The organism is Arthrobacter sp. UYNi723 (assembly GCF_054057635.1).
In genome coordinates this window covers 1-17,938 of record NZ_JBSRZM010000032.1, presented here as the reverse complement: position 1 = coordinate 17,938, position 17,938 = coordinate 1, and the positions used below count along the sequence as shown (strand labels likewise).

Here is a 17,938-nt window from a genome sequence, read left to right as displayed (position 1 = left end):
AACGGGCGGACGGGACACAGGCTGATCCCGGGCGTGTCCGCTAGGAGGAAGACGTTGTTGCCCCACGGACCAATCCGGCACCGAGGCCCGCGACGACGGTCACCGGGCTGTCTGCTCCCAGGTCTCGCCAAACGGAACCGTGTCGCTGAGTTCGAAGGTGTACCGGGCAGGGTCATGCCGGGTGACCCGAATGCCGGCAGACCCATGGGCCATTGCTGCTTGCCGGAGCAAGGCCTCTGCCTCGTTAAGCAACTCGTAAAGTTCCTCAGGCCTATTGACGAGGACTTCCAGGGACTCGGTTGTCTGACTACTCATGTCAATACTTTCTTGTGATATGGACCACTATGTTCTGACTATTTTGCACATGAACGGTTGTTCAAGTCAATTGTTTTCTTTGGGCTCTCGAAAGATCTCGTGATGCGCGCCATGGGACGTCCTCGCCCCTGCAGCAGCAGCAGGGTGTTGGCTAGCTGTTGCTGCAGGGGCAAGTGGCGGTTCCAGTGATCTGATTCATTACCGCCCGATGGGGGAGGCCACGAACGGAGTCGCTTAGGACATGGAGCCGTGGGCAGTGAAGAAGCCCAGGCCGTAGTCGGGGGTCTCGAAGGTGATTTCTGCTCCCTTGGGGAAGAAGAGTACGTCGCGCTCCTTGGCGTGGGTCACTTCTCCTGTAGCCCGGTCGGTGAGGATGAATTCACCTTTCACGACAACCTTCATTTCGTCGCAGGTGTACGTGTAGACCAGCGGCTCGGAGGCCTTGAGCTCGAAGAATCCGGAGCTCATGACCGAACCGTTGGGGTGGGTGAGGGAGTCGCCGATGGCGGCGTCGACGCCCGGGACGTTCATTGACGGCAGTCCGATGAAGCCGTTTTCCACTTTGTGGATGGATCCGGCCTTGGTGAATGTTCCGAGTGTTGTGGTTTCCATGATCTCTCCTGTGGATAGTGTTACGAAATTCTGACTTGTCTTTGTCAGAACTGGTTATCTTTGCCAGAACCGTCCATCTATGGACTGGTTCTCTGTTGATAGCTTTTATCCGTGATTAGAAGATCACGTAGAGCTTGCGCAGTGTCTCGTGAAGCTCCCAGTTGCCGCTCCAGCCGCGGGGGATGAAGATCGTGTCGCCGGGACCCACGAGCTCGGGCTCGCCGCCGTCGGGCGTGATGGTCATGGAGCCTGAGAGGACGTGCACAAATTCGTTCGTTTCGAGTACCCAGCGGGAGGGTCCTGCAGTGCATTCCCAGATGCCGGATTCGGCACCTTTCCCGTCTTTCCACAGATAGATTCCACGGGTGTCCATCGTCTGCGGTCCGGTCGCTTCAGGGCAGGGGCCCCAATCGTCCAGATCCGTAGCGTTCTTCGCGTCGCGGATGAGGGCGGCGGAGATGGAGGTTCTCTGTTGTGTCATTTGTCTTGCCTTTCAAAAAGTTATGGGACTTTTACTGGTGACAGAGGTTTTGCTTCGTTGCGGTCCGGATCGCGCTGAGGCCCGGGCGTTGAAGGGTTTCGGCGGTGCCCGGGTCGTCCCGTCATCAGGGGAATGTCGGGATCAGAGCTCGGAGTACGCGAAGGAGTGTGATTCCAGGCCTTCGGGGTTGGGGCCGTAAATGGTGATCATCCGCGCATAGACGGGTGCCCAGTACCGGCCCAAGCTGCCCGGGTTGACGCGTGCCGAATCGCCCGGCCTCAGGATGACAGTCTTGCCCTTGCTCTCAATATGGAGTTCGCCCTCCAGGACGAAAGCTGTTTCGCTGTGCGGGTGAAAGTCCTCCCAGGCACAGGACTCCAGCGTCCATTCCGAGAGGATAAAGTCGTCCCAGCTGCCCACCGGATGGGAATTGATAAACCGGCAGCGTAGTCGCCCGTATTCACCGCCCAAGGCCTCCAAGGGCTTTGCCGCCCAGAAGTCCACTGCATTTCCCGTCGTCACTGGCGGGGACTGAATGGTGCCTGCATCATTCATGGCTTCAACCGTTTCAAGAGTCGGAAATCTTCTATTTAGACGCGCCCGGTGAACGTCAGTTACATCGCGTGATAGTGAGGTAGATCACCGTGCTGCGATACACACTACATGAACAATTGTTCAGGTCAAGCGTTCATGCTAGATCCATTGAAAATGAGTTGGGTCGGGAAATGGGTTCGCGAAATCTTCAGTTGAACCCTTGACTTGAACATTCGTTCCTGTCACAGTATGTGGACGACCAGCGTGACTGGCATCACACCAGCCGGACTCAAAGCAGAGCCCGGCTGGCCCTCTGGGAATCAGAGGATGCATGGTTCGCAGCAATCTTCTCCGGGAGCCCTGACCGGGCTTCAGAGGTGATCGTCAGCGCAGTCCCCACACAAGTGATGAACAGTTCTTCGATAAATCTTTCGCAGCATCCTACAAAACGCAGGAAAAAGCATCACGATATCTGCCCCAGCGGCATCTGCGGGGAACGTTTCCTCTCAGTACTTCGTCGGGCACCCCTGCACCCGGACGTCTATCCGACCGATCAGTAAGAGACCGCGAACACCACCATGATGTGCTGCGTTCCGCGCGGCCTGAACCACGAATTGGAGTTGGACATTTGAGCATCATTAATATCGATAAAAAACCTGACACCGCGCCCCCCGAACTCACTGAGGAACCCGCGCCTAAGGTCAACTGGCGGGTCTTTATCATCGCGTCAGCCATTATTATTGCTTTCACTATCTGGACGATGCTGGTGCCTGCCGGCGCCCAGTCCACCATGAAGACGGTGATGTCCTGGATCGCGCAGAACCTCGGCTGGTTCTACGTGCTCACCGTCACTGTCGTCATCGGGTTTGTGCTGTGGGTGGCGCTGTCCAAGGTTGGCTCGGTCCGGATGGGCCCGGACCACTCCCGGCCGCAGTACAAGCTTTTCACCTGGGTGGCCTACCTGTTCGCCGCCGGTGTGGGCATCGACATGCTGTTCTACTCCGTGACCGAACCCATTACGCAGTACATGAAACCGCCGGCGGGCGCAGGCGAGACGGCGGAGGCGGCCCACGAAGCCGTGGTGTGGACCATGTTCCACTACGGCGTGGCCGGCTGGGCCATGTATGCGCTCCTCGGCATGGCCATGGGCTACTTCGCCTACCGGTGGGGCACTCCGCTGTCCATCCGCGCAGCCCTCTATCCACTGCTCGGCAAACGCGTCAAGGGCGGGCTCGGCGACACCATCGACATCATCACCCTGGTGGCCACGGTTTTCGGCGTCGCCACGGCCATGGGAATCGGCGTGGTGCTGCTCAACGTCGGAATCGCCATCATGTTCGGCCTGGAGCAGGGCCTGGCCCTGCAGATCGCGCTGGTGATTGTCGCCGTCATACTCACCATCGCCGCATGCACCTCCGGCGTTGACAAAGCGATCCGCTGGGTCGCGGAGCTGAACATCTGGAGCGCGGCGGCCCTGCTGCTGTACATCTTGGTGACCGGCCAGACCTCCTTCCTGCTCAACTCCCTGGTGGAGAACATCGGCCGCTTCGTCTTCACCTTCCCCGAACGCACCCTCCAGACGTTCGCGTACCAGGAAGGCGGTTCGGAGTGGATGGGCGGCTGGACCCTGTTCTTCTGGGCCTTCTGGCTTGCCTGGGGACCGTTCGTGGGCCTGTTCCTCGCCCGTATCTCGCGTGGCCGGACCCTGCGCGAGTTCGTCATCGCCGCCATCACCTTCCCCGTGCTGTGCGACTTCGCGGTCGTGAGCATCTTCGGTAACAGTGCCCTGTACGAGGTCCTGAACGGGAACGAGGCGTTCGCAAAGCTGGCCGTTACCAGCCCGCAAGAGGGCTGGTACGCGCTGCTGGGCATGTTCCCCGGGGCGCCTCTCCTGATCGGACTGGGCACGTTGTCCGGCATGCTGTTCTACCTCACCAGCGCCAACTCAGGCGCCATGATGATGTCCAACTTCTCTTCCCACATCACCAATGCGACCCAGGATGGCGCCAAGTGGCTCCGGATCTTCTGGGCCCTGGTTACCGCGATGCTGACCATCGCGATGCTGGTCGCCGGCGGCGTGACCACCATGGAGTACGCCACGCTGATCTTCGGTCTCCCGGTGACGATCATCGCCTGGCTGGTCATGGCCTCCTTCACAAAGGCCTTGCGGATGGAGAAGGCCGATCGTGAGGGCCGGGCGCTGCGGCGGCAGTCGATGGCGGTGCACGGCGGTAACGTGGCGGACCGCACCTGGGGCCAGCGGCTGGCACGGGTACGCTCCTACCCGTCCAAGAACGACGTGTCGGCGTTTATTGAAGCCACAGCGCAACCGGCGCTGGCCGAAGCCCTCGAGGAGTTCACGAAACAGGGCCATGAGGCAACCCTGCACACCCTCCCGAACGAACACACGGACGTCCCCAGCCATGTGATCGTGGTCACCATCCCGGACCACCGCGACTTCCACTATCAGATACAGGCCGTAGAGGCCTCAATACCGAAATTTGGCAGGCATAAGAACCATGAAACCGATGTCTACTACCGCGTGGAAGTGTTCTCGCAGACCGGCTCCGAGGGCTATGACCTGATGGGCGTGACACAGCAGCAGATCATGGAGGACATACTGATCCGTTACGAAGCCCACCACAGCTTCCTGGCCTACTCGAACGAGTACGACCACCCCACCCTCATCACCCAGCCCGCACCGCCGACCACCGGTACCCTCGCATAGGCGGAGCCTGCGGCGCAGGACACGGATGGGGACGTTCGTGATGAAGCCATCCAGTTCCTCAATGGCCACACGCAACAGCAGGTCCGCTCGGTGACTCCGAAATAACCATGAACGTGGTGGGCAACTTTGTTGCCCACCACGTTCGCTCGCCAACCGCATCATGTCCACGCCGTTCGCGGCCCGCTACACCCAGTGCCATGAACACGTCGGAAAGGACGTTCCGGACAGCTCTTCCCGAGCGGACCGCTCTTTGGTGCGCCAGGACCACAAAGTCTCTAACTGTTCGCGCCTGGCATGCATCCACAGCAGTCGAGCATCAGTGATTCAGGAAGACGCTCCTCAACATGATTCTGATCACGACCCTTAAGTGCACGGGGAGAATCCCGCGTCGCGTATGGCTGCTGAGTGTGAAAGCGGCTGCAGGCCAAAGCTGAACAGTCCTGAATGTCCTGGCGGCGGAGGGGCTTAGACGCCGGCCTTGTTCAGCAGTGCATCAACCATCATCGAGAACAGCGCTCGTGAATCAGTACCCTTCGGGTCGGTCAGGTACTGAATGGCCGCTCCATCGTAGATCATCAAAAAAGCCCTTACCAGCGAAGGGAAGGATATGAGGCACCGTTCCCCGCTGCTTTGGGCGGCGGAGGAGAATATATTTCCCAGCTCCACTTCATAGGCGGGATAAATCTTAGTGGCCAACGGGCTGACATCGGCATTGCGCGTGGCCCACAAAATGAGTTCAATTTCAGCAAGTATGCTTGCGGGCTCTTCCTCCAGGGCACGCCAGTAGCCCTCAGCTACGTGTTCCACGGCCTTCCGAAGTCCCAAGTGGACCGGGGCACCGCTGGAAAAGCGGCTCAAGTTCTCAAACCAAGCCTCGGCGGCCGCATCCATGAGCTCTTCTTTATTGCTGAAGCAATAATGTGCCGTAGCCAAGGGGGCATTAGCCTCTTTGGCGATCGCCCGCATGGTCACCGACTGAACGCCCTCACGACGCATAATTTCAATCGTCGCTGCAATCAGCTGTTCTTTTCGTTCTCGTGCGGGTAACCGCATAGCTCACTCTCCAGTCTCCCGTTTCGGCCAACCGGCGGGCTTTCGTAAGCCTATCGGGAGCCCGAGAAAGATTACCACCTTCGCGGTGAACCGTTGACTTGAACGCAAGTTCATGTCACAGTTTTGACACCAGTGGCCTGCGTCACGTTGGTACAAAGTTCTTCACATTCAACAAGGTATTCCAGAAGCAGATTCCCTATTAAAGAAACGGTGAAAAGATATGGTTACAACCACTCCTCAGCTCCCGACAGTGACAACGGGCGAAGCGATCGATTTCTGGCCAGCGAAGTCCCTGGAAGCCATGCAGGACAAATGGCAGGGATTGCGCTGCAGGTTCATAAATTCTCATCCTGAAGGCCCATGGGACGACTTTATACTTTCCGAGTGGGAACTGGACGCATGCGCCTGGGAGGACTTCCACCCCCATTCAGAGACGAACTTTGTACTGGAGGGCGAACTTCATATCCAGAGCGAAGGCGAGACTGTCATCCTGAGGCCGGGAGATTCTGCACGCGTAAATCCCGGACGAGCAGGCCGTTACTGGGCACCCGTCTACGCGCGGATGGTCACCATTTACGGCCCCAACCCCGAAGGCCTGGAGTCACACTCCTTCAAATACGCCGAGCTCTGAGCCCTGGCATCTCCACCGCCACACCTCGATGGCATATCGGTGCGATGTGAGAAGCGACTGCGGCGAACGTCACGGACTGGACGATCGGGGTACTTGCCCTGAAGCGACCGGACAGCAGATGGACACTCGCGGAAGCCATCTGTGGAGGACGAGAAAGGTGCCGAATCAGGCATTTTGGAATGCACCAAGGGCCCTCCCGCTGGGTCCTTGAAACCAATGAATTCGTACACGTCCCTTCAGGCTCAATGACGGTTCACCCCACTTCGGGAGCGCGGCATCACACTCTCAGAGTCGCAGACCTACCGGCTCGTCGGCCAGAACCCGGACCGCATCTCGTTCCAGGTCCTGGTAGCACTCTGCGACATTTTCAAGGTCGAGGCCAACAAAATCCTCACCTACACCGCAACGGACACCCGCACGCAGCGCCGTCGAACCGTGGTCGGCGACGGCACGGACGCCCCCTGACGGAGGGCTACCGCCCGGTCCGGGCGCGCATTACCCGTCCCGATGAGCAGTGAGTCCAAGCCACGCGGTCATCCCCGCTCAAACAGAACGAGCGAGGGCTGCGACCGCTGCGGGAAGGCCACCGGCAAGATCCGGGTCCGCTGGCCAGACGGACGCATCTGCGGCATCTGCTTCACGAACGCAACACACCGATACGGTCAATGCCCGCTCTGCGGTGCCGACAGGATGCTTCCATGCCGGACCGATGCAGGCGAGGACACCTGTCGCGAGTGCGCCAGCATCACGACGGACCTCACCTGTGACAACTTCGGCCGCGAGGCCGAGCGCTTCCGCGGCGGTCATTGCATCACCTGTGTACTCACCACCAATCTGACGGAGCTTCTGAGGCCGAATGACTTGCCCGACCTGCGGCTAAAACGCCTAATCGCTGACCGAGAGATCGAGCTCTCGCACCAAGCTTTCGATGATCTTCCCAAGACGCCGGCGGTCGAGCACCTCCGGGCCATCCTCACCCACTACCAGCGGGCCCACGGTGCAGCGAGCCACCCTGCGACCTGCGTATACTTTCCTGGCCCCGTAGACACTGTAGTTTTCGCTGTGCACCTTGATGATCGTCTCCGTCATCACAGCGTCGCTGACGGCCGGTTTGGACTCGGGGCGTGTCTTCGCTGCGGAGTAGGTGGAGGGGGCGATCGGCAGCTGCTTGCAGATCGGCTCGACCCCGCCTCTTCCTTGTGCTGGTCGATGAAAGCGATCATCGTCTTGATGGCGATCGAGCTCCGCCGCGAAGAAAGCCGACGCTGATCTCCGGATCACGTTCGCCCGCCGCAACTCAGCTAACCTCGCGCTCCAACTCGGCCAACGGGGTGGCGTCATCGGTGGTGGTGCCAGGACGCACGCACTGATCGCTCTCTTCCGTCCGGAACCAGCCGCGGATCGTGTCGGCCGGGATACCCAGCTGCGCACCGATACGAGTGCAGGCCCCTCGCTGGTCAGCAGGATTCTTCTGGGCGTCCATCACGGGCCGGACGTCAGGCTGGCGTGTACCTAATATTTGTTTGCTTGCTGGATTTCGAGGCCAGCACCGGTCCAGTGCACGGACCGCAGATCAGGGACTACGGCGTCCGGCTGATGTTCGCCGATATCACGGCTGCCGACGCCAAGGACGTGTCCCACCTGAGCGGCGCGTGCCGCGCGAATGCCGGCCGGGGCGTCTTCCACCACGACGCACTGATCTGCCGGCACGCCAAGACGTTGTGCTGCGGCAAGGTAGCCTTCGGGGTGCGGTTTGCCGTGTCTGACGTCGTCGGCCGTTATCCGTACCTCGGGCGCGGTGAGCCCGGCGGCGGACAGACGGGCGTGGGCCAGGTCGCGTGACGCGGAGGTCACTACAGCCCACCGGCCAGCGGGTATTGCTGCCAGGAGCTCGGCGGCGCCGGGGATCTCTGTGGCGGTAGCTGCGTCTTCTATTTCCAGTGCGTCGATCAGTTCCACAGCGGCTGGGCGCTTCGACGGGGAGATGAATTGTGCGACGGTATCGACCGATCGTCGTCCATAAACGGTAGGGAGGACTTCTTCTGGGTCCAGGTTCATCTCGTGCGCCCATCGGGTCCAGGAACGCACAACGGCGGTGTCCGAATCGACGAGCACCCCGTCGCAGTCGAACAGTACGGCAGTGCAGTGCAGGGCAGTCACGGTACGCCCCCCGCCAGTTGTGCTGCGCAGCTCCGACGGGTGCTCTTCTACGCGCCGGTTAAACCGTGCGAAGTGGTCATGAGACGCCATAGTGGGTCCTTTGGTAACTAGGGTTCCTGCGTAGGTCGCGGGAGTTGAGTCTGTGGTGCGCTTGCTGCTCTGGGTCACGCCTCCTCTTGATTCCTCGCTGCCTGGTCGAGAGCTTCCAGCACGCGGGCGTTTTTTGCCGCGTCCGTGAGGTCGTAGCGCAGCGCTGTACCGCTCAGGACGGTGTCGGCGAAGTGTTCCCCCATTCGGACGAAGTGGTTTTCGCCCTTGACGTGGTGATAGACAGTCTCCTGCCCGAAGTGATGCTCCTCCAGGACCGAATCCTCCTCCAGCAGCCCGAAAGGATTGTCCAGGTAGAGCCGGCCCCCGGTGCCCGTGATTTCCAAGAAGTTGCGGCGCTCGAGGTTCACTCCCGTATCAAAAAGCGCTGTTTGGCCGCCGGCAAAGCGGAGCATACCCGCAATGCTGGTGTCGATTCGACCGTCGTCGTTGGCGTCGCGATAGTTGCCAAAGGCGGCGACATGAGCCGGCTCCTGCCCCGTGACCATCCGGCTCATGTTGACGCAGTAGCACCCAGCATCGAAAAGTGCGCCGCCGCCGAGCCCCGCATACCAGCGGATGTTGTCGTCCCCGCCCGCATCGAAGGAGTGTGCAACGTGGACAAAGGTCAATGTGCCCACCGCACTGGCTGCAAGCAACTCCTGCAGCTTCTCGAAACGCGGGTGGAAACGGTACATAAAGCCTTCAAAGACTTTCAGCCCGGTCTCGTCGGCCTTGCGCGCAATCTCCCCGCACTCGGCGGCGCTCATCGCCAAAGGCTTCTCACAGAGGACGTGCTTGCCCGCGTCCAAGGCTTTAAGAATCCACTCAAGGTGCAGCGCGTTCGGCAGCGCAATGTAAACAGCGTCAATGTCCGGGGAACCGAGCAGCGCCTCATACGAACCAAACGCCTGGGGCACGCCGTGCCTATCGGCATACTCCCTGGCCTTTTCCTCGGTACGGGACCCAATACCTACCACCACACCGTTTTTTGTTCCCTGCAACGCGGGAATGGTCTTGCGGACGACGCGTGCGGTGCCCAGGACACCCCAACGCAATTTCTCGCTCATTGAATACTCCTTTTTCAGGCTCTCTGCCCTGGCAGTGCGGCTTCATGCCCGTTCGCAGTTTATGGGTTCGGATCGTAGTGCAGTGAGGGATCTTGGCTCCCAGCCCTCTTCGGCTAGAACGTCTTGCCGAGGGAGCCGAGCTGGCGGGCGGCCTCGACGATGCGCGCAGCCATGCCGGCCTCCGCGGAGGCGCCCCAGACGCGGGGGTCGTAGGTCTTCTTGTTGCCCATTTCGCCGTCGATCTTCAGCACGCCATCGTAGTTGGCGAGCATGTGGCCGGCCACCGGACGGGTAAAGGCGTACTGCGTGTCCGTGTCGATGTTCATCTTGATCACACCATAGGAAACGGCATCAGCGATTTCCTGGTCACTGGAGCCCGAACCGCCGTGGAACACGAGGTCAAACGGGTTCTCCTTGCCGATCTTGGCGCCCACCTCGGCCTGGATCTGCTTGAGCAGCTCCGGGCGCAGCTTCACGCCGCCGGGCTTGTACACACCGTGGACGTTACCGAACGTCAGCGCCGTCAGGTAACGGCCGTTCTCGCCCGTACCCAGGGCCTCGATGGTCGCCAGGGCATCTTCGGTGGTGGTGTACAGCTTCTCGTTGATCTCGTTCTCCACCCCGTCTTCCTCGCCACCGACAGTGCCGATTTCAACCTCAAGCATCATCTTCGCCGCAGCGGAACGCTCCAGCAGCTCGCGGGCAATGCGCAGGTTGTCTTCGAGGGCCTCGTGCGAGCCGTCCCACATGTGCGAGTTGAAGATCGGGTTCCGGCCGGCCTTGACCTCAGCCTCCGAAGCTGCCAGCAACGGCAGGACAAAGCCGTCCAGCTTGTCCTTGGGGCAGTGGTCCGTGTGCAGCGCAATGTTGACGTTGTAATTCTTCGTTACCTCGCGGGCAAAGGCAGCGAAACCGAGCGAACCGGCCACCATATCCTTCACCGATGCACCGGACCAGTACGCTGCGCCACCGGTGGAAACCTGGATAATGCCATCGGACTCAGCCTCGGCGAACCCGCGGATGGCCGCATTCAGGGTCTGCGACGACGTCACATTGACCGCCGGAAACGCAAAGCCCCCTGCCTTGGCACGATCGATCATCTCGGAGTAGATCTCTGGGGTTGCAATGGGCATGCTGACTCCTCAAGTGGATTTTGTTTTTGGGCGCGCCTGCCACAAGCACGTGCCAGACAGTCCCAAGGCCCCACGCAGTCCTTCGTAAGGATTGCGCGGGGCCTCCGTGAAATGAACCTACTCGGCAACCTCGCCGGTGGATTCGTAGGTGGCGATCTTGCCGATGCGGCGCTCGTGGCGTTCGGCCTTGCTATACGGTTCGGCTAGGAACGCCTCGATCAGTTCGGTGGCCTCGTGAACGGTGTGCTGGCGGCCACCCACTGCCACGACGTTGGCGTTGTTGTGTTCGCGGGCCAGTTTGGCGGTGTCGAGATTCCATGCCAAGGCCGCGCGCACGCCTTTGACCTTGTTCGCCGCGATCTGCTCGCCGTTGCCTGAGCCCCCCAGCACGATCCCGAGGGCGTCAACGCCGGCGGCCTGGTCGGCCACGACGGCGGACGCGGCCTTGATGCAGAACGCCGGGTAGTCGTCCTCGGCATCGTAGGCCGCTGGCCCGTGGTCTACCATCTCGTAGCCACTGGCTGAGAGTGCGGTGATGAGGTGAGAGCTAAGCTCCATACCCGCGTGGTCGGTTGCGATGTGAACGCGCATGAGGGGTCCTTCAGACTGGTGGGGTGCGGTGTTGTTGTCGTGCGGCGTCGTTAGCCGAAAGCGAGCTGCCCGTTGGCGCGCAGCGACTCGATGGCGTCCTCAGGCGACGGCCTGCCGTATACGGCGGATCCGGCCACAAAGACGTTGGCACCGGCCTCCGCGGCGCGGGTGATGGTTTCCTCTGTGATGCCGCCGTCCACCTGGATGGCCACGTTCACCCCCGAACCGTCCACTGCCGCGCGGGCACGGCGGATCTTGGGCAGCATGACGTCGAGGAATGCCTGGCCGCCGAAGCCCGGCTCAACGGTCATGATCAACAGCATGTCCAGTTCGGAGAGCATGTCCAGGTACGGTTCCACCGGAGTGGCCGGGCGAAGTGCCATGCCCGCCTTGGCTCCGCGGGCGCGGAGTTCCCGGGCGAGTTTGATGGGGGCATCTGATGCCTCCACGTGGAACGTCACAGAGCTCAGGCCGGCGTCGGCGTACTGCGGCGCCCAACGGTCCACGTTTGCGATCATCAGGTGGGCGTCCAACGGGACGGGGCTGACCTTCTGCAGCCGTTCCACAACAGGCAGGCCGATGGTCAGGTTTGGCACAAAGAGGTTGTCCATAACATCCACGTGCACGGCATCGGCGTTGCTGATGCGGGCAAGCTCGGCCTCGAGGTTGGCGAAGTCGGCCGAGAGGATGCTGGGGTTGATGCAGCATTTCAGAGGTGATGCGGACATGGTGTCTGCCTTTCGGTAGCTGTCAGAGCTCGGATCAGGATGCCTTCCGTGCAGCGGCAAGGGCACCTTCGACGTCGGCCAGCAGTTCCTTCCAGCTGGCTACAAACTTCTCCAGGCCCTCGGATTCGAGGAGTGCAACCACCTCGTTGTAGGAAATACCCAGTGCGTCCAGTGCGTACAGCACGGCCTTGGACTCGGCATAGGCGCCGGTGATGGTGTCCCCGGTGACCACGCCGTGGTCGAACGTGGCGTCCAGGGTCTTCTCCGGCATGGTGTTGACGACGTCGGCAGCAACCAGTCCCGTGACATACAGGGTGTCGGGGTAGGCCGGGTCCTTGACGCCGGTGGACGCCCACAGGGGACGCTGCGGACGTGCGCCGGCTTCGGCCAGGACCTCCCACCGATCGGTGGAAAAGAGCTGCTCGTAGACCTGGTAGGCCAGGCGGGCGTTGGCTACGCCGGCCTTGCCCTTGAGGGCCTTGGCTTCGTCGGTGCCGATGGCGTCAAGGCGCTTGTCGATCTCGGAGTCCACGCGGGAGACGAAGAACGAGGCCACGGAGTGGATCGTGGACAGGTCGTGGCCGTTGTCTTTGGCCAGTTCCAGGCCGGACTGGAAGGCGCTGATGACGGCCCGGTAGCGGTCCAGGGAGAAGATCAGGGTCACGTTAACGCTGATGCCTTCGCCCAGGGTTGCCGTGATGGCCTCAAGGCCTTCGAGGGTTGCGGGGATCTTGATGTGGACGTTGTCCTTGTCCACCTTTTTGTAGAGGTTCTTGGCTTCGGCGATGGTGCCGGTCGTGTCCCAGGCCAGGCGCGGGTCAACTTCGATGGACACGCGTCCGTCAACACCCTTGGTGGCGGCGGCGATCGGAGCGAACAGGTCGCAGGCGTCAGCGACGTCGGTGGTGGTGATCTCGAAGATGGTCTCCTCGACGCCGGCACCCTGCGCGGCAAGTTCGGCGATCTTTGCGTCATAGTCGGAGCCGGAGGTGATCGCGGCCTGGAAGATGGACGGGTTGGTGGTCACGCCGACCACATTCTTTTCGTCGATGAGCTTCTGCAGGCTGCCGCTTGCGAGACGCTCACGCGAAAGGTCGTCGAGCCAGATGGACACGCCGGCGTCGGACAGCTGGGCGGTGGGGGTTGCGTTGGTCATGGCTTCTTCCTTCAAAAATTGTGGACTGGTGACAGTTCGCGGCCGCGCCGCGGGACGTCCCCCATGAGGCCGTCCCGCGGCGCTGGCCGCAGTGCAGGTAAATATCAGTTGCGGGCAGCGGCCAGGGAGTCCTTGGCGGCGGCGGCAACTGCCTCCGCGGTGATGCCGAACTCCTGGAACAGGCGTTTGTAGTCTGCCGAAGCGCCGTAGTGCTCGAGCGAGATGGAACGGCCGGCATCGCCAACGAATTCCCTCCAGCCCAGGGCCAGACCGGCTTCGACGGAGACGCGGGCTTTGACGGCTGCGGGGAGCACGGATTCGCGGTAGGCCGCGTCCTGCTTGTTGAACCACTCCACACACGGCATGGAGATGACGCGGGCGGCGATGCCTTCGACCTGGAGGGCTTCGCGGGCCTGGACGGCCAGCTGGACCTCGGAGCCGGTAGCGATCAGCAGCACGTCGGCCGGAACGGTTGCGCCGTCCTTGGCCGCTTCGGCGAGGACGTAGCCGCCCTTGGCCACACCCGCCGGGGAAGCAAAGGTGTCACCCTGTGCTGCACCGTTACCGCGGGCGAAGGTGGGGACGTTCTGACGGGTCAGAACGATGCCGGCCGGGTTTTCGTGGTTCTCCAGCATGGTCTTCCAGGCTATGCCCACCTCGTTGGCGTCGCCGGGGCGGACTACGTCCAGGCCCACAATGGCGCGCAGTGTGGAGAGCTGCTCCACCGGCTGGTGGGTGGGGCCGTCCTCGCCCAGGCCGATGGAGTCGTGGGACCACACGTAGATGGACGGGACACCCATCAGAGCCGAGAGGCGGATGGCCGGGCGCTGGTAGTCACTGAAGATCAGGAACGTGCCGGAGAACGCCCGGGTCCGGCCGTGCAGCGAAATACCGTTTACGATCGACGCCGCGGCGTGCTCACGGATGCCGAAGTGCAGGACACGGCCGTAAGGGTTGCCCTTCCAGGCATCGGTGGAGCGGGAGACCGGGATGAAGGAGGCCGAGCCTTCGATGGTGGTGTTGTTGGACTCGGCGAGGTCAGCCGAACCGCCCCACAGCTCCGGCATGACCGGGCCCAGCGCGTTCAGGACCTTGCCCGACGCGGCACGGGTGGAGACATCCTTGCCTGCTTCGAAGACCGGCAGGACTGCATCAAGTCCGGCGGGAAGCGTCTTGGCTTCGATCCGCTCCAGCAATGCGGCGCCCTCAGGGTTGGCCGACTGCCACGCCTCAAATGAGGAATCCCATTCGCTGCGGGCGGCAGCGCCGCGGTCGACGACGGCACGGGCGTGGGCCAGTACGTCCTGGTCCACCTCGAAGGACTTGGCCGGATCGAAGCCCAGGACCTCCTTGAGGCCTGCAACTTCGTCAGCACCCAGGGCTGAACCGTGGATCTTGCCGGTGTTCTGCTTCTTGGGCGCCGGGTAGCCGATGATGGTGCGCAGAGAGATGATGGACGGCTTGGACGTCTCAGCCTTCGCGGCCAGCAGAGCCGAGTACAGCTCCTGGACGTCTTCTACGTACTCGCCCGTCTCGGTCCAGTCCACGCGCTGGGTGTGCCAGCCGTAGGCCTCGTAGCGCTTCAGGACATCCTCAGTGAAGGAGATGTCAGTGTCGTCCTCGATGGAGATGTGGTTCTCATCGTAGACCACCACGAGGTTGCCCAGTTCCTGGTGCCCGGCCAGCGATGAAGCCTCGGAGGTCACGCCTTCCTGAATGTCGCCGTCAGAGGCGATGACCCAGATGGTGTGGTCAAACGGGGACGTGCCCTCGGCAGCGTCGGCGTCGAACAGGCCGCGCATCCGGCGCTGCGAGTAGGCGAAGCCCACCGAGGAGGCCAGGCCCTGGCCCAGCGGACCGGTGGTGATCTCCACGCCGGCGGTGTGCTTGTACTCAGGGTGGCCCGGAGTCAGCGAATCCCAAGTACGCAGCGCCTTGAGGTCGTCCAGTTCCAGGCCGTAGCCGGACAGGAACAGCTGGACGTAAAGGGTCAGGGAGGAGTGGCCTGGTGACAGGATGAAACGGTCACGTCCCAGCCAGTCCGGGTCGCGGGGATCGTGGCGCATCAGCTTCTGGAAAAGAAGGTACGCGGCCGGGGCCAGGCTCATGGCCGTACCGGGGTGGCCGTTACCGACCTTCTCCACGGCGTCCGCGGCCAATACACGGGCGGTATCCACGGCGCGCTCGTCCTCGGGCGTCCAGTTGAGTGTTGCTGAGTTTGCAGTGCCGGCGAGCATCACATTTGTTGTCGGGTTCACGGTTTGTCCTTTTGGATCTGGTCGGCCTGGAGCGGCCGGACGGATACTTTCTGGTTGATATCAATGATTGCGAACCAAATGGGCAGGGGTAACACTGTTTTCTGACGGTTCTTACTACCCTTTTGGGTTGGAAGGACGTTTCCGCACGGGTATGCTGTCCAGATGAGTGCAGCGCCGGACCCATCCCTGAAAGAATTCACTGTGCCCCTACCAGACCTGCCGTGGCCGCTTTTGCAGAGTGTGGCAGCATTGGCTGATGCCCCCCTGGCCCAGATAGCGGAGCGCCTGCGTGATGCCACGCTCCCCTACATGGGAAGCAGCGCGCTTGTGATCTTCACGGAAGACTGCACAGGCCGCCCGCAGAAGAAGGCTGGCGACGAAGACATCATTTCCCGGGTCTCCATCACCGAGCTGGACACGCTCCGTGGCACCCTTAAGGATGAGGGACCTTGGTTCGGGGAAGCCGAGCTCGCCGGCAAGACCCGCCCCGTGCTCGCCCTGAAACACGCCTCGAGCAACGCCCTCCTGGTCCTCACCGATCCCCCTGCCGATCCGGGGCGCAATGCCGGGCTGGACCTGGTGACGTATCTATGGCGCCTCACTGCGCGGCGGATCCGGGAGAAGGTGGCTGATGCGCCGCCGTCGTACCTGCTCGAATCGCGGGCGGCATCCGCTGAACGCCTTCGAGTGACAGCAGAACTGACCGATGTGCACTCCACCACCCTGGAGACCCTTCTGGCAGCCCTTCGTGCATCCTCTCTGGACGATGCGGCGGCCCGCACAACCGTTATCGACCTCACCGCCAAGGCTTTGATCGGGCTCCGGACCCACAGTGATCGCACAACAGACCTGGTGAAAGAGCCCGTCGCCAAGGCCTTCGAACGCCTGCGGGAGGACCTGCGGCCGCTCACACGCTACAGCGGCATCGAGATCGAATTTATCGAACCGCCGCTCAACGGACGAGCCCTGCCGGGCGAAGTTGCCCACGCGGCACGGGCAATCGTCCGCGGACTTGTGCTGGCCATGACGGAACAACCGGACGTCAGCAGGGTACGGACGCAATGGGACTGCGACGGCGAAAACCTGCTGATCAACGTCCGCGACGACGGCCGGGGTGCACTCAAAGCCGACGCGCCGAGCATCGCCCGCCTGGACCGCAGGGTCCAGGCGCTCACCGGAACACTGCGGATCGACGTTATGCCGGGCTGGGGTGCGGACGTTTTTGTCACCCTCCCCCTGGACCTGCAAACGTCACGCCCGGCGGGGGATGTCGCCGGCTGGGATCTTGCTGCCCGGGAGCTCGAGGTGCTTGAGCACCTTGTTGCCGGGCACCGCAACCGGACCATCGCCTCCACGCTGGGCATTAGCGAGAACACGGTCAAGTTCCATGTGCGCAACCTGTTCAGGAAGCTCGAGGTCGGTTCACGCACCGAGGCTATCGCCCTGGCACACAGCCACGGACTCCGGTAGCGGCGTAGCTGTTCACTCAAGGTCAACAGCCGGTCAGCCATGTCACCGGGCTCCGGTCATTACCCAAGTTCGAGTGCGGTCTCTGCGTCGTCGAACCAGTAGAGAAGTTGACCCTGCCCAGTAACGAGGACTTCCACTTCCCCGGTTGACTGTGCGGTCCATTTAAGACGAAACGGGCCGGCCCGCTCGTCCAGACCGGCGTGCATGCAGGACCTCGTCTGCGTCCGTCGCTGAGGCTGCCATCTGCCTTGCGCATGTCGAAACCGAGAGCACCAACCGGGGTGCCCCGATGGTGGTGCTGTGGCTGTGGGCCGCGGCCTGCGGCGGATCGCAAGCCCGAACGGCTCGCCGCCGGAGGCCAACGACCCTTCCGCAAAATCCCCCCAACCACGCTCAGAGGCAGGGCCGTAACAGCGGTTCCGGCGCGGCGTTGACGGCTGGAATCCCGCTCCGCAGGTTTCGATCATGTTTCGGTATGTTTCCAACATGTTAACTGCGATGGGAAAATAACCCTGCGAATTTCTCACGTAAATATCCATAAAAGGCTCGCCTCGATGAATTGCATAACGTAGCTTTTTCTACACAGACCGAATGCAAGTGATCAGCGTCATGTTCAGTAGGTTCGGAACAGAGATCGGCTGACACGATGAAAATAACGGATCGGGTTTGCAAACGGTCCGTAGCAGATCAAGAAATTAGTAATCAGCTATGCCCAGGAAAACTTTCGGCATATTCCAGGCCTTACGGGGCAATTCGCCTATCAGGCCGTAGGGATCTCATCCTCAAAGAGAATCAAGGAGAAAAGTATGTCTATCGACATTGAAACCGAAACTGTTGTTGGGGTAGCACACCCTCTCGATCCGCTCTCCCGCGACGAGATTTCCCGGGCCGCGGCCATCCTGAAGGATGGCCAGGCCGCGGCCGAATCGTT

17 protein-coding genes and 1 other annotated feature are annotated in these 17,938 nt (G+C 61.7%); of the genes, 4 read left to right on the top strand and 13 right to left on the bottom strand.

Features of this window, described 5'->3' with window-relative positions; all coding sequences use genetic code 11:
* Window positions 1-99: 99 nt before the first annotated feature.
* From ACVWY0_RS19295 to ACVWY0_RS19280, 4 genes are all read right to left on the bottom strand, one after another.
* Window positions 100-315: a hypothetical protein gene (locus ACVWY0_RS19295; protein WP_485838109.1), complete on the bottom strand. Its 216-nt coding sequence runs from the start codon at window positions 313-315 to the stop codon at window positions 100-102.
* Window positions 316-549: 234 nt separating this feature from the next.
* On the bottom strand, window positions 550-927 hold the full coding sequence (locus ACVWY0_RS19290; RefSeq protein WP_282331776.1) for a cupin domain-containing protein: 378 nt from the start codon (window positions 925-927) through the stop codon (window positions 550-552).
* A gap of 115 nt (window positions 928-1,042) precedes the next feature.
* A complete protein-coding gene (locus ACVWY0_RS19285; RefSeq protein WP_485838108.1) occupies window positions 1,043-1,408 on the bottom strand; it encodes a cupin domain-containing protein in 366 nt (121 codons plus the stop codon).
* A gap of 141 nt (window positions 1,409-1,549) precedes the next feature.
* On the bottom strand, window positions 1,550-1,930 hold the full coding sequence (locus ACVWY0_RS19280; protein ID WP_485838107.1) for a cupin domain-containing protein: 381 nt from the start codon (window positions 1,928-1,930) through the stop codon (window positions 1,550-1,552).
* A 640-nt stretch (window positions 1,931-2,570) separates the two neighbouring features.
* Here ACVWY0_RS19280 and betT point away from each other — a divergent pair.
* Window positions 2,571-4,670 (top strand): choline BCCT transporter BetT, encoded by a 2,100-nt coding sequence (gene betT / locus ACVWY0_RS19275; protein ID WP_485838106.1) that lies wholly within the window; start codon window positions 2,571-2,573, stop codon window positions 4,668-4,670.
* Window positions 4,671-5,135: 465 nt separating this feature from the next.
* On the opposite strand, the gene ACVWY0_RS19270 is transcribed toward betT, so the two are convergent.
* A complete protein-coding gene (locus ACVWY0_RS19270; protein ID WP_485838105.1) occupies window positions 5,136-5,723 on the bottom strand; it encodes a TetR/AcrR family transcriptional regulator in 588 nt (195 codons plus the stop codon).
* Between the two features lie 220 nt (window positions 5,724-5,943).
* Between ACVWY0_RS19270 and ACVWY0_RS19265 the strand changes: the two genes are divergently transcribed.
* Window positions 5,944-6,354, top strand: a complete 411-nt coding sequence (locus ACVWY0_RS19265) for a cupin domain-containing protein (RefSeq protein WP_282337334.1) — start codon at window positions 5,944-5,946, stop codon at window positions 6,352-6,354.
* 276 nt (window positions 6,355-6,630) lie between these two features.
* Window positions 6,631-6,819 (top strand): helix-turn-helix domain-containing protein, encoded by a 189-nt coding sequence (locus ACVWY0_RS19260; RefSeq protein ID WP_485838129.1) that lies wholly within the window; start codon window positions 6,631-6,633, stop codon window positions 6,817-6,819.
* Window positions 6,820-7,239: 420 nt separating this feature from the next.
* On the opposite strand, the gene ACVWY0_RS19255 is transcribed toward ACVWY0_RS19260, so the two are convergent.
* From ACVWY0_RS19255 to tkt, 8 genes are all read right to left on the bottom strand, one after another.
* Window positions 7,240-7,650, bottom strand: a complete 411-nt coding sequence (locus ACVWY0_RS19255) for a hypothetical protein (protein WP_485838104.1) — start codon at window positions 7,648-7,650, stop codon at window positions 7,240-7,242.
* Window positions 7,504-7,615: a sequence feature (AL1L pseudoknot), on the bottom strand. It overlaps the preceding gene by 112 nt.
* A gap of 216 nt (window positions 7,651-7,866) precedes the next feature.
* A complete protein-coding gene (locus tag ACVWY0_RS19250; RefSeq protein WP_485838103.1) occupies window positions 7,867-8,514 on the bottom strand; it encodes an HAD-IA family hydrolase in 648 nt (215 codons plus the stop codon).
* Window positions 8,515-8,678: 164 nt separating this feature from the next.
* The gene (locus ACVWY0_RS19245; protein WP_485838102.1) at window positions 8,679-9,671 is read right to left on the bottom strand and encodes a Gfo/Idh/MocA family protein; all 993 of its coding nucleotides are present in this window, start codon (window positions 9,669-9,671) and stop codon (window positions 8,679-8,681) included.
* Between the two features lie 113 nt (window positions 9,672-9,784).
* Window positions 9,785-10,804 carry a class II fructose-bisphosphate aldolase gene (gene fbaA / locus ACVWY0_RS19240; protein WP_485838101.1) on the bottom strand — a complete coding sequence of 340 codons (1,020 nt, stop codon included), beginning with the start codon at window positions 10,802-10,804 and terminating at the stop codon, window positions 9,785-9,787.
* 117 nt (window positions 10,805-10,921) lie between these two features.
* Complete coding sequence (locus ACVWY0_RS19235) at window positions 10,922-11,395, bottom strand: ribose-5-phosphate isomerase (RefSeq protein ID WP_485838100.1); 474 nt, start codon at window positions 11,393-11,395, stop codon at window positions 10,922-10,924.
* Between the two features lie 50 nt (window positions 11,396-11,445).
* Window positions 11,446-12,123, bottom strand: a complete 678-nt coding sequence (gene rpe / locus ACVWY0_RS19230; protein ID WP_282332033.1) for a ribulose-phosphate 3-epimerase — start codon at window positions 12,121-12,123, stop codon at window positions 11,446-11,448.
* Window positions 12,124-12,157: 34 nt separating this feature from the next.
* Window positions 12,158-13,279, bottom strand: a complete 1,122-nt coding sequence (tal, locus tag ACVWY0_RS19225; protein WP_485838099.1) for a transaldolase — start codon at window positions 13,277-13,279, stop codon at window positions 12,158-12,160.
* A 104-nt stretch (window positions 13,280-13,383) separates the two neighbouring features.
* Complete coding sequence (tkt, locus tag ACVWY0_RS19220) at window positions 13,384-15,516, bottom strand: transketolase (protein ID WP_485838128.1); 2,133 nt, start codon at window positions 15,514-15,516, stop codon at window positions 13,384-13,386.
* Window positions 15,517-15,699: 183 nt separating this feature from the next.
* On the opposite strand from tkt, the gene ACVWY0_RS19215 reads away from it, so the two are divergent.
* Window positions 15,700-17,007, top strand: coding sequence for a helix-turn-helix transcriptional regulator (locus tag ACVWY0_RS19215; protein WP_485838098.1), 1,308 nt, complete (start codon window positions 15,700-15,702; stop codon window positions 17,005-17,007).
* The last annotated feature ends 931 nt before the right edge of the window (window positions 17,008-17,938 follow it).

Bases quoted from the DNA above. Each gene is read 5' to 3' on its own strand.
- ACVWY0_RS19295 (WP_485838109.1), bottom strand. From the start codon at position 315: ATGAGTAGTCAGACAACCGAGTCCCTGGAAGTCCTCGTCAATAGGCCT.
- ACVWY0_RS19290 (WP_282331776.1), bottom strand. From the start codon at position 927: ATGGAAACCACAACACTCGGAACATTCACCAAGGCCGGATCCATCCAC.
- ACVWY0_RS19285 (WP_485838108.1), bottom strand. From the start codon at position 1,408: ATGACACAACAGAGAACCTCCATCTCCGCCGCCCTCATCCGCGACGCG.
- ACVWY0_RS19270 (WP_485838105.1), bottom strand. From the start codon at position 5,723: ATGCGGTTACCCGCACGAGAACGAAAAGAACAGCTGATTGCAGCGACG.
- ACVWY0_RS19265 (WP_282337334.1), top strand. From the start codon at position 5,944: ATGGTTACAACCACTCCTCAGCTCCCGACAGTGACAACGGGCGAAGCG.
- ACVWY0_RS19245 (WP_485838102.1), bottom strand. From the start codon at position 9,671: ATGAGCGAGAAATTGCGTTGGGGTGTCCTGGGCACCGCACGCGTCGTC.
- fbaA (WP_485838101.1), bottom strand. From the start codon at position 10,804: ATGCCCATTGCAACCCCAGAGATCTACTCCGAGATGATCGATCGTGCC.
- ACVWY0_RS19235 (WP_485838100.1), bottom strand. From the start codon at position 11,395: ATGCGCGTTCACATCGCAACCGACCACGCGGGTATGGAGCTTAGCTCT.
- rpe (WP_282332033.1), bottom strand. From the start codon at position 12,123: ATGTCCGCATCACCTCTGAAATGCTGCATCAACCCCAGCATCCTCTCG.
- tal (WP_485838099.1), bottom strand. From the start codon at position 13,279: ATGACCAACGCAACCCCCACCGCCCAGCTGTCCGACGCCGGCGTGTCC.
- tkt (WP_485838128.1), bottom strand. From the start codon at position 15,516: ATGCTCGCCGGCACTGCAAACTCAGCAACACTCAACTGGACGCCCGAG.
- ACVWY0_RS19215 (WP_485838098.1), top strand. From the start codon at position 15,700: ATGAGTGCAGCGCCGGACCCATCCCTGAAAGAATTCACTGTGCCCCTA.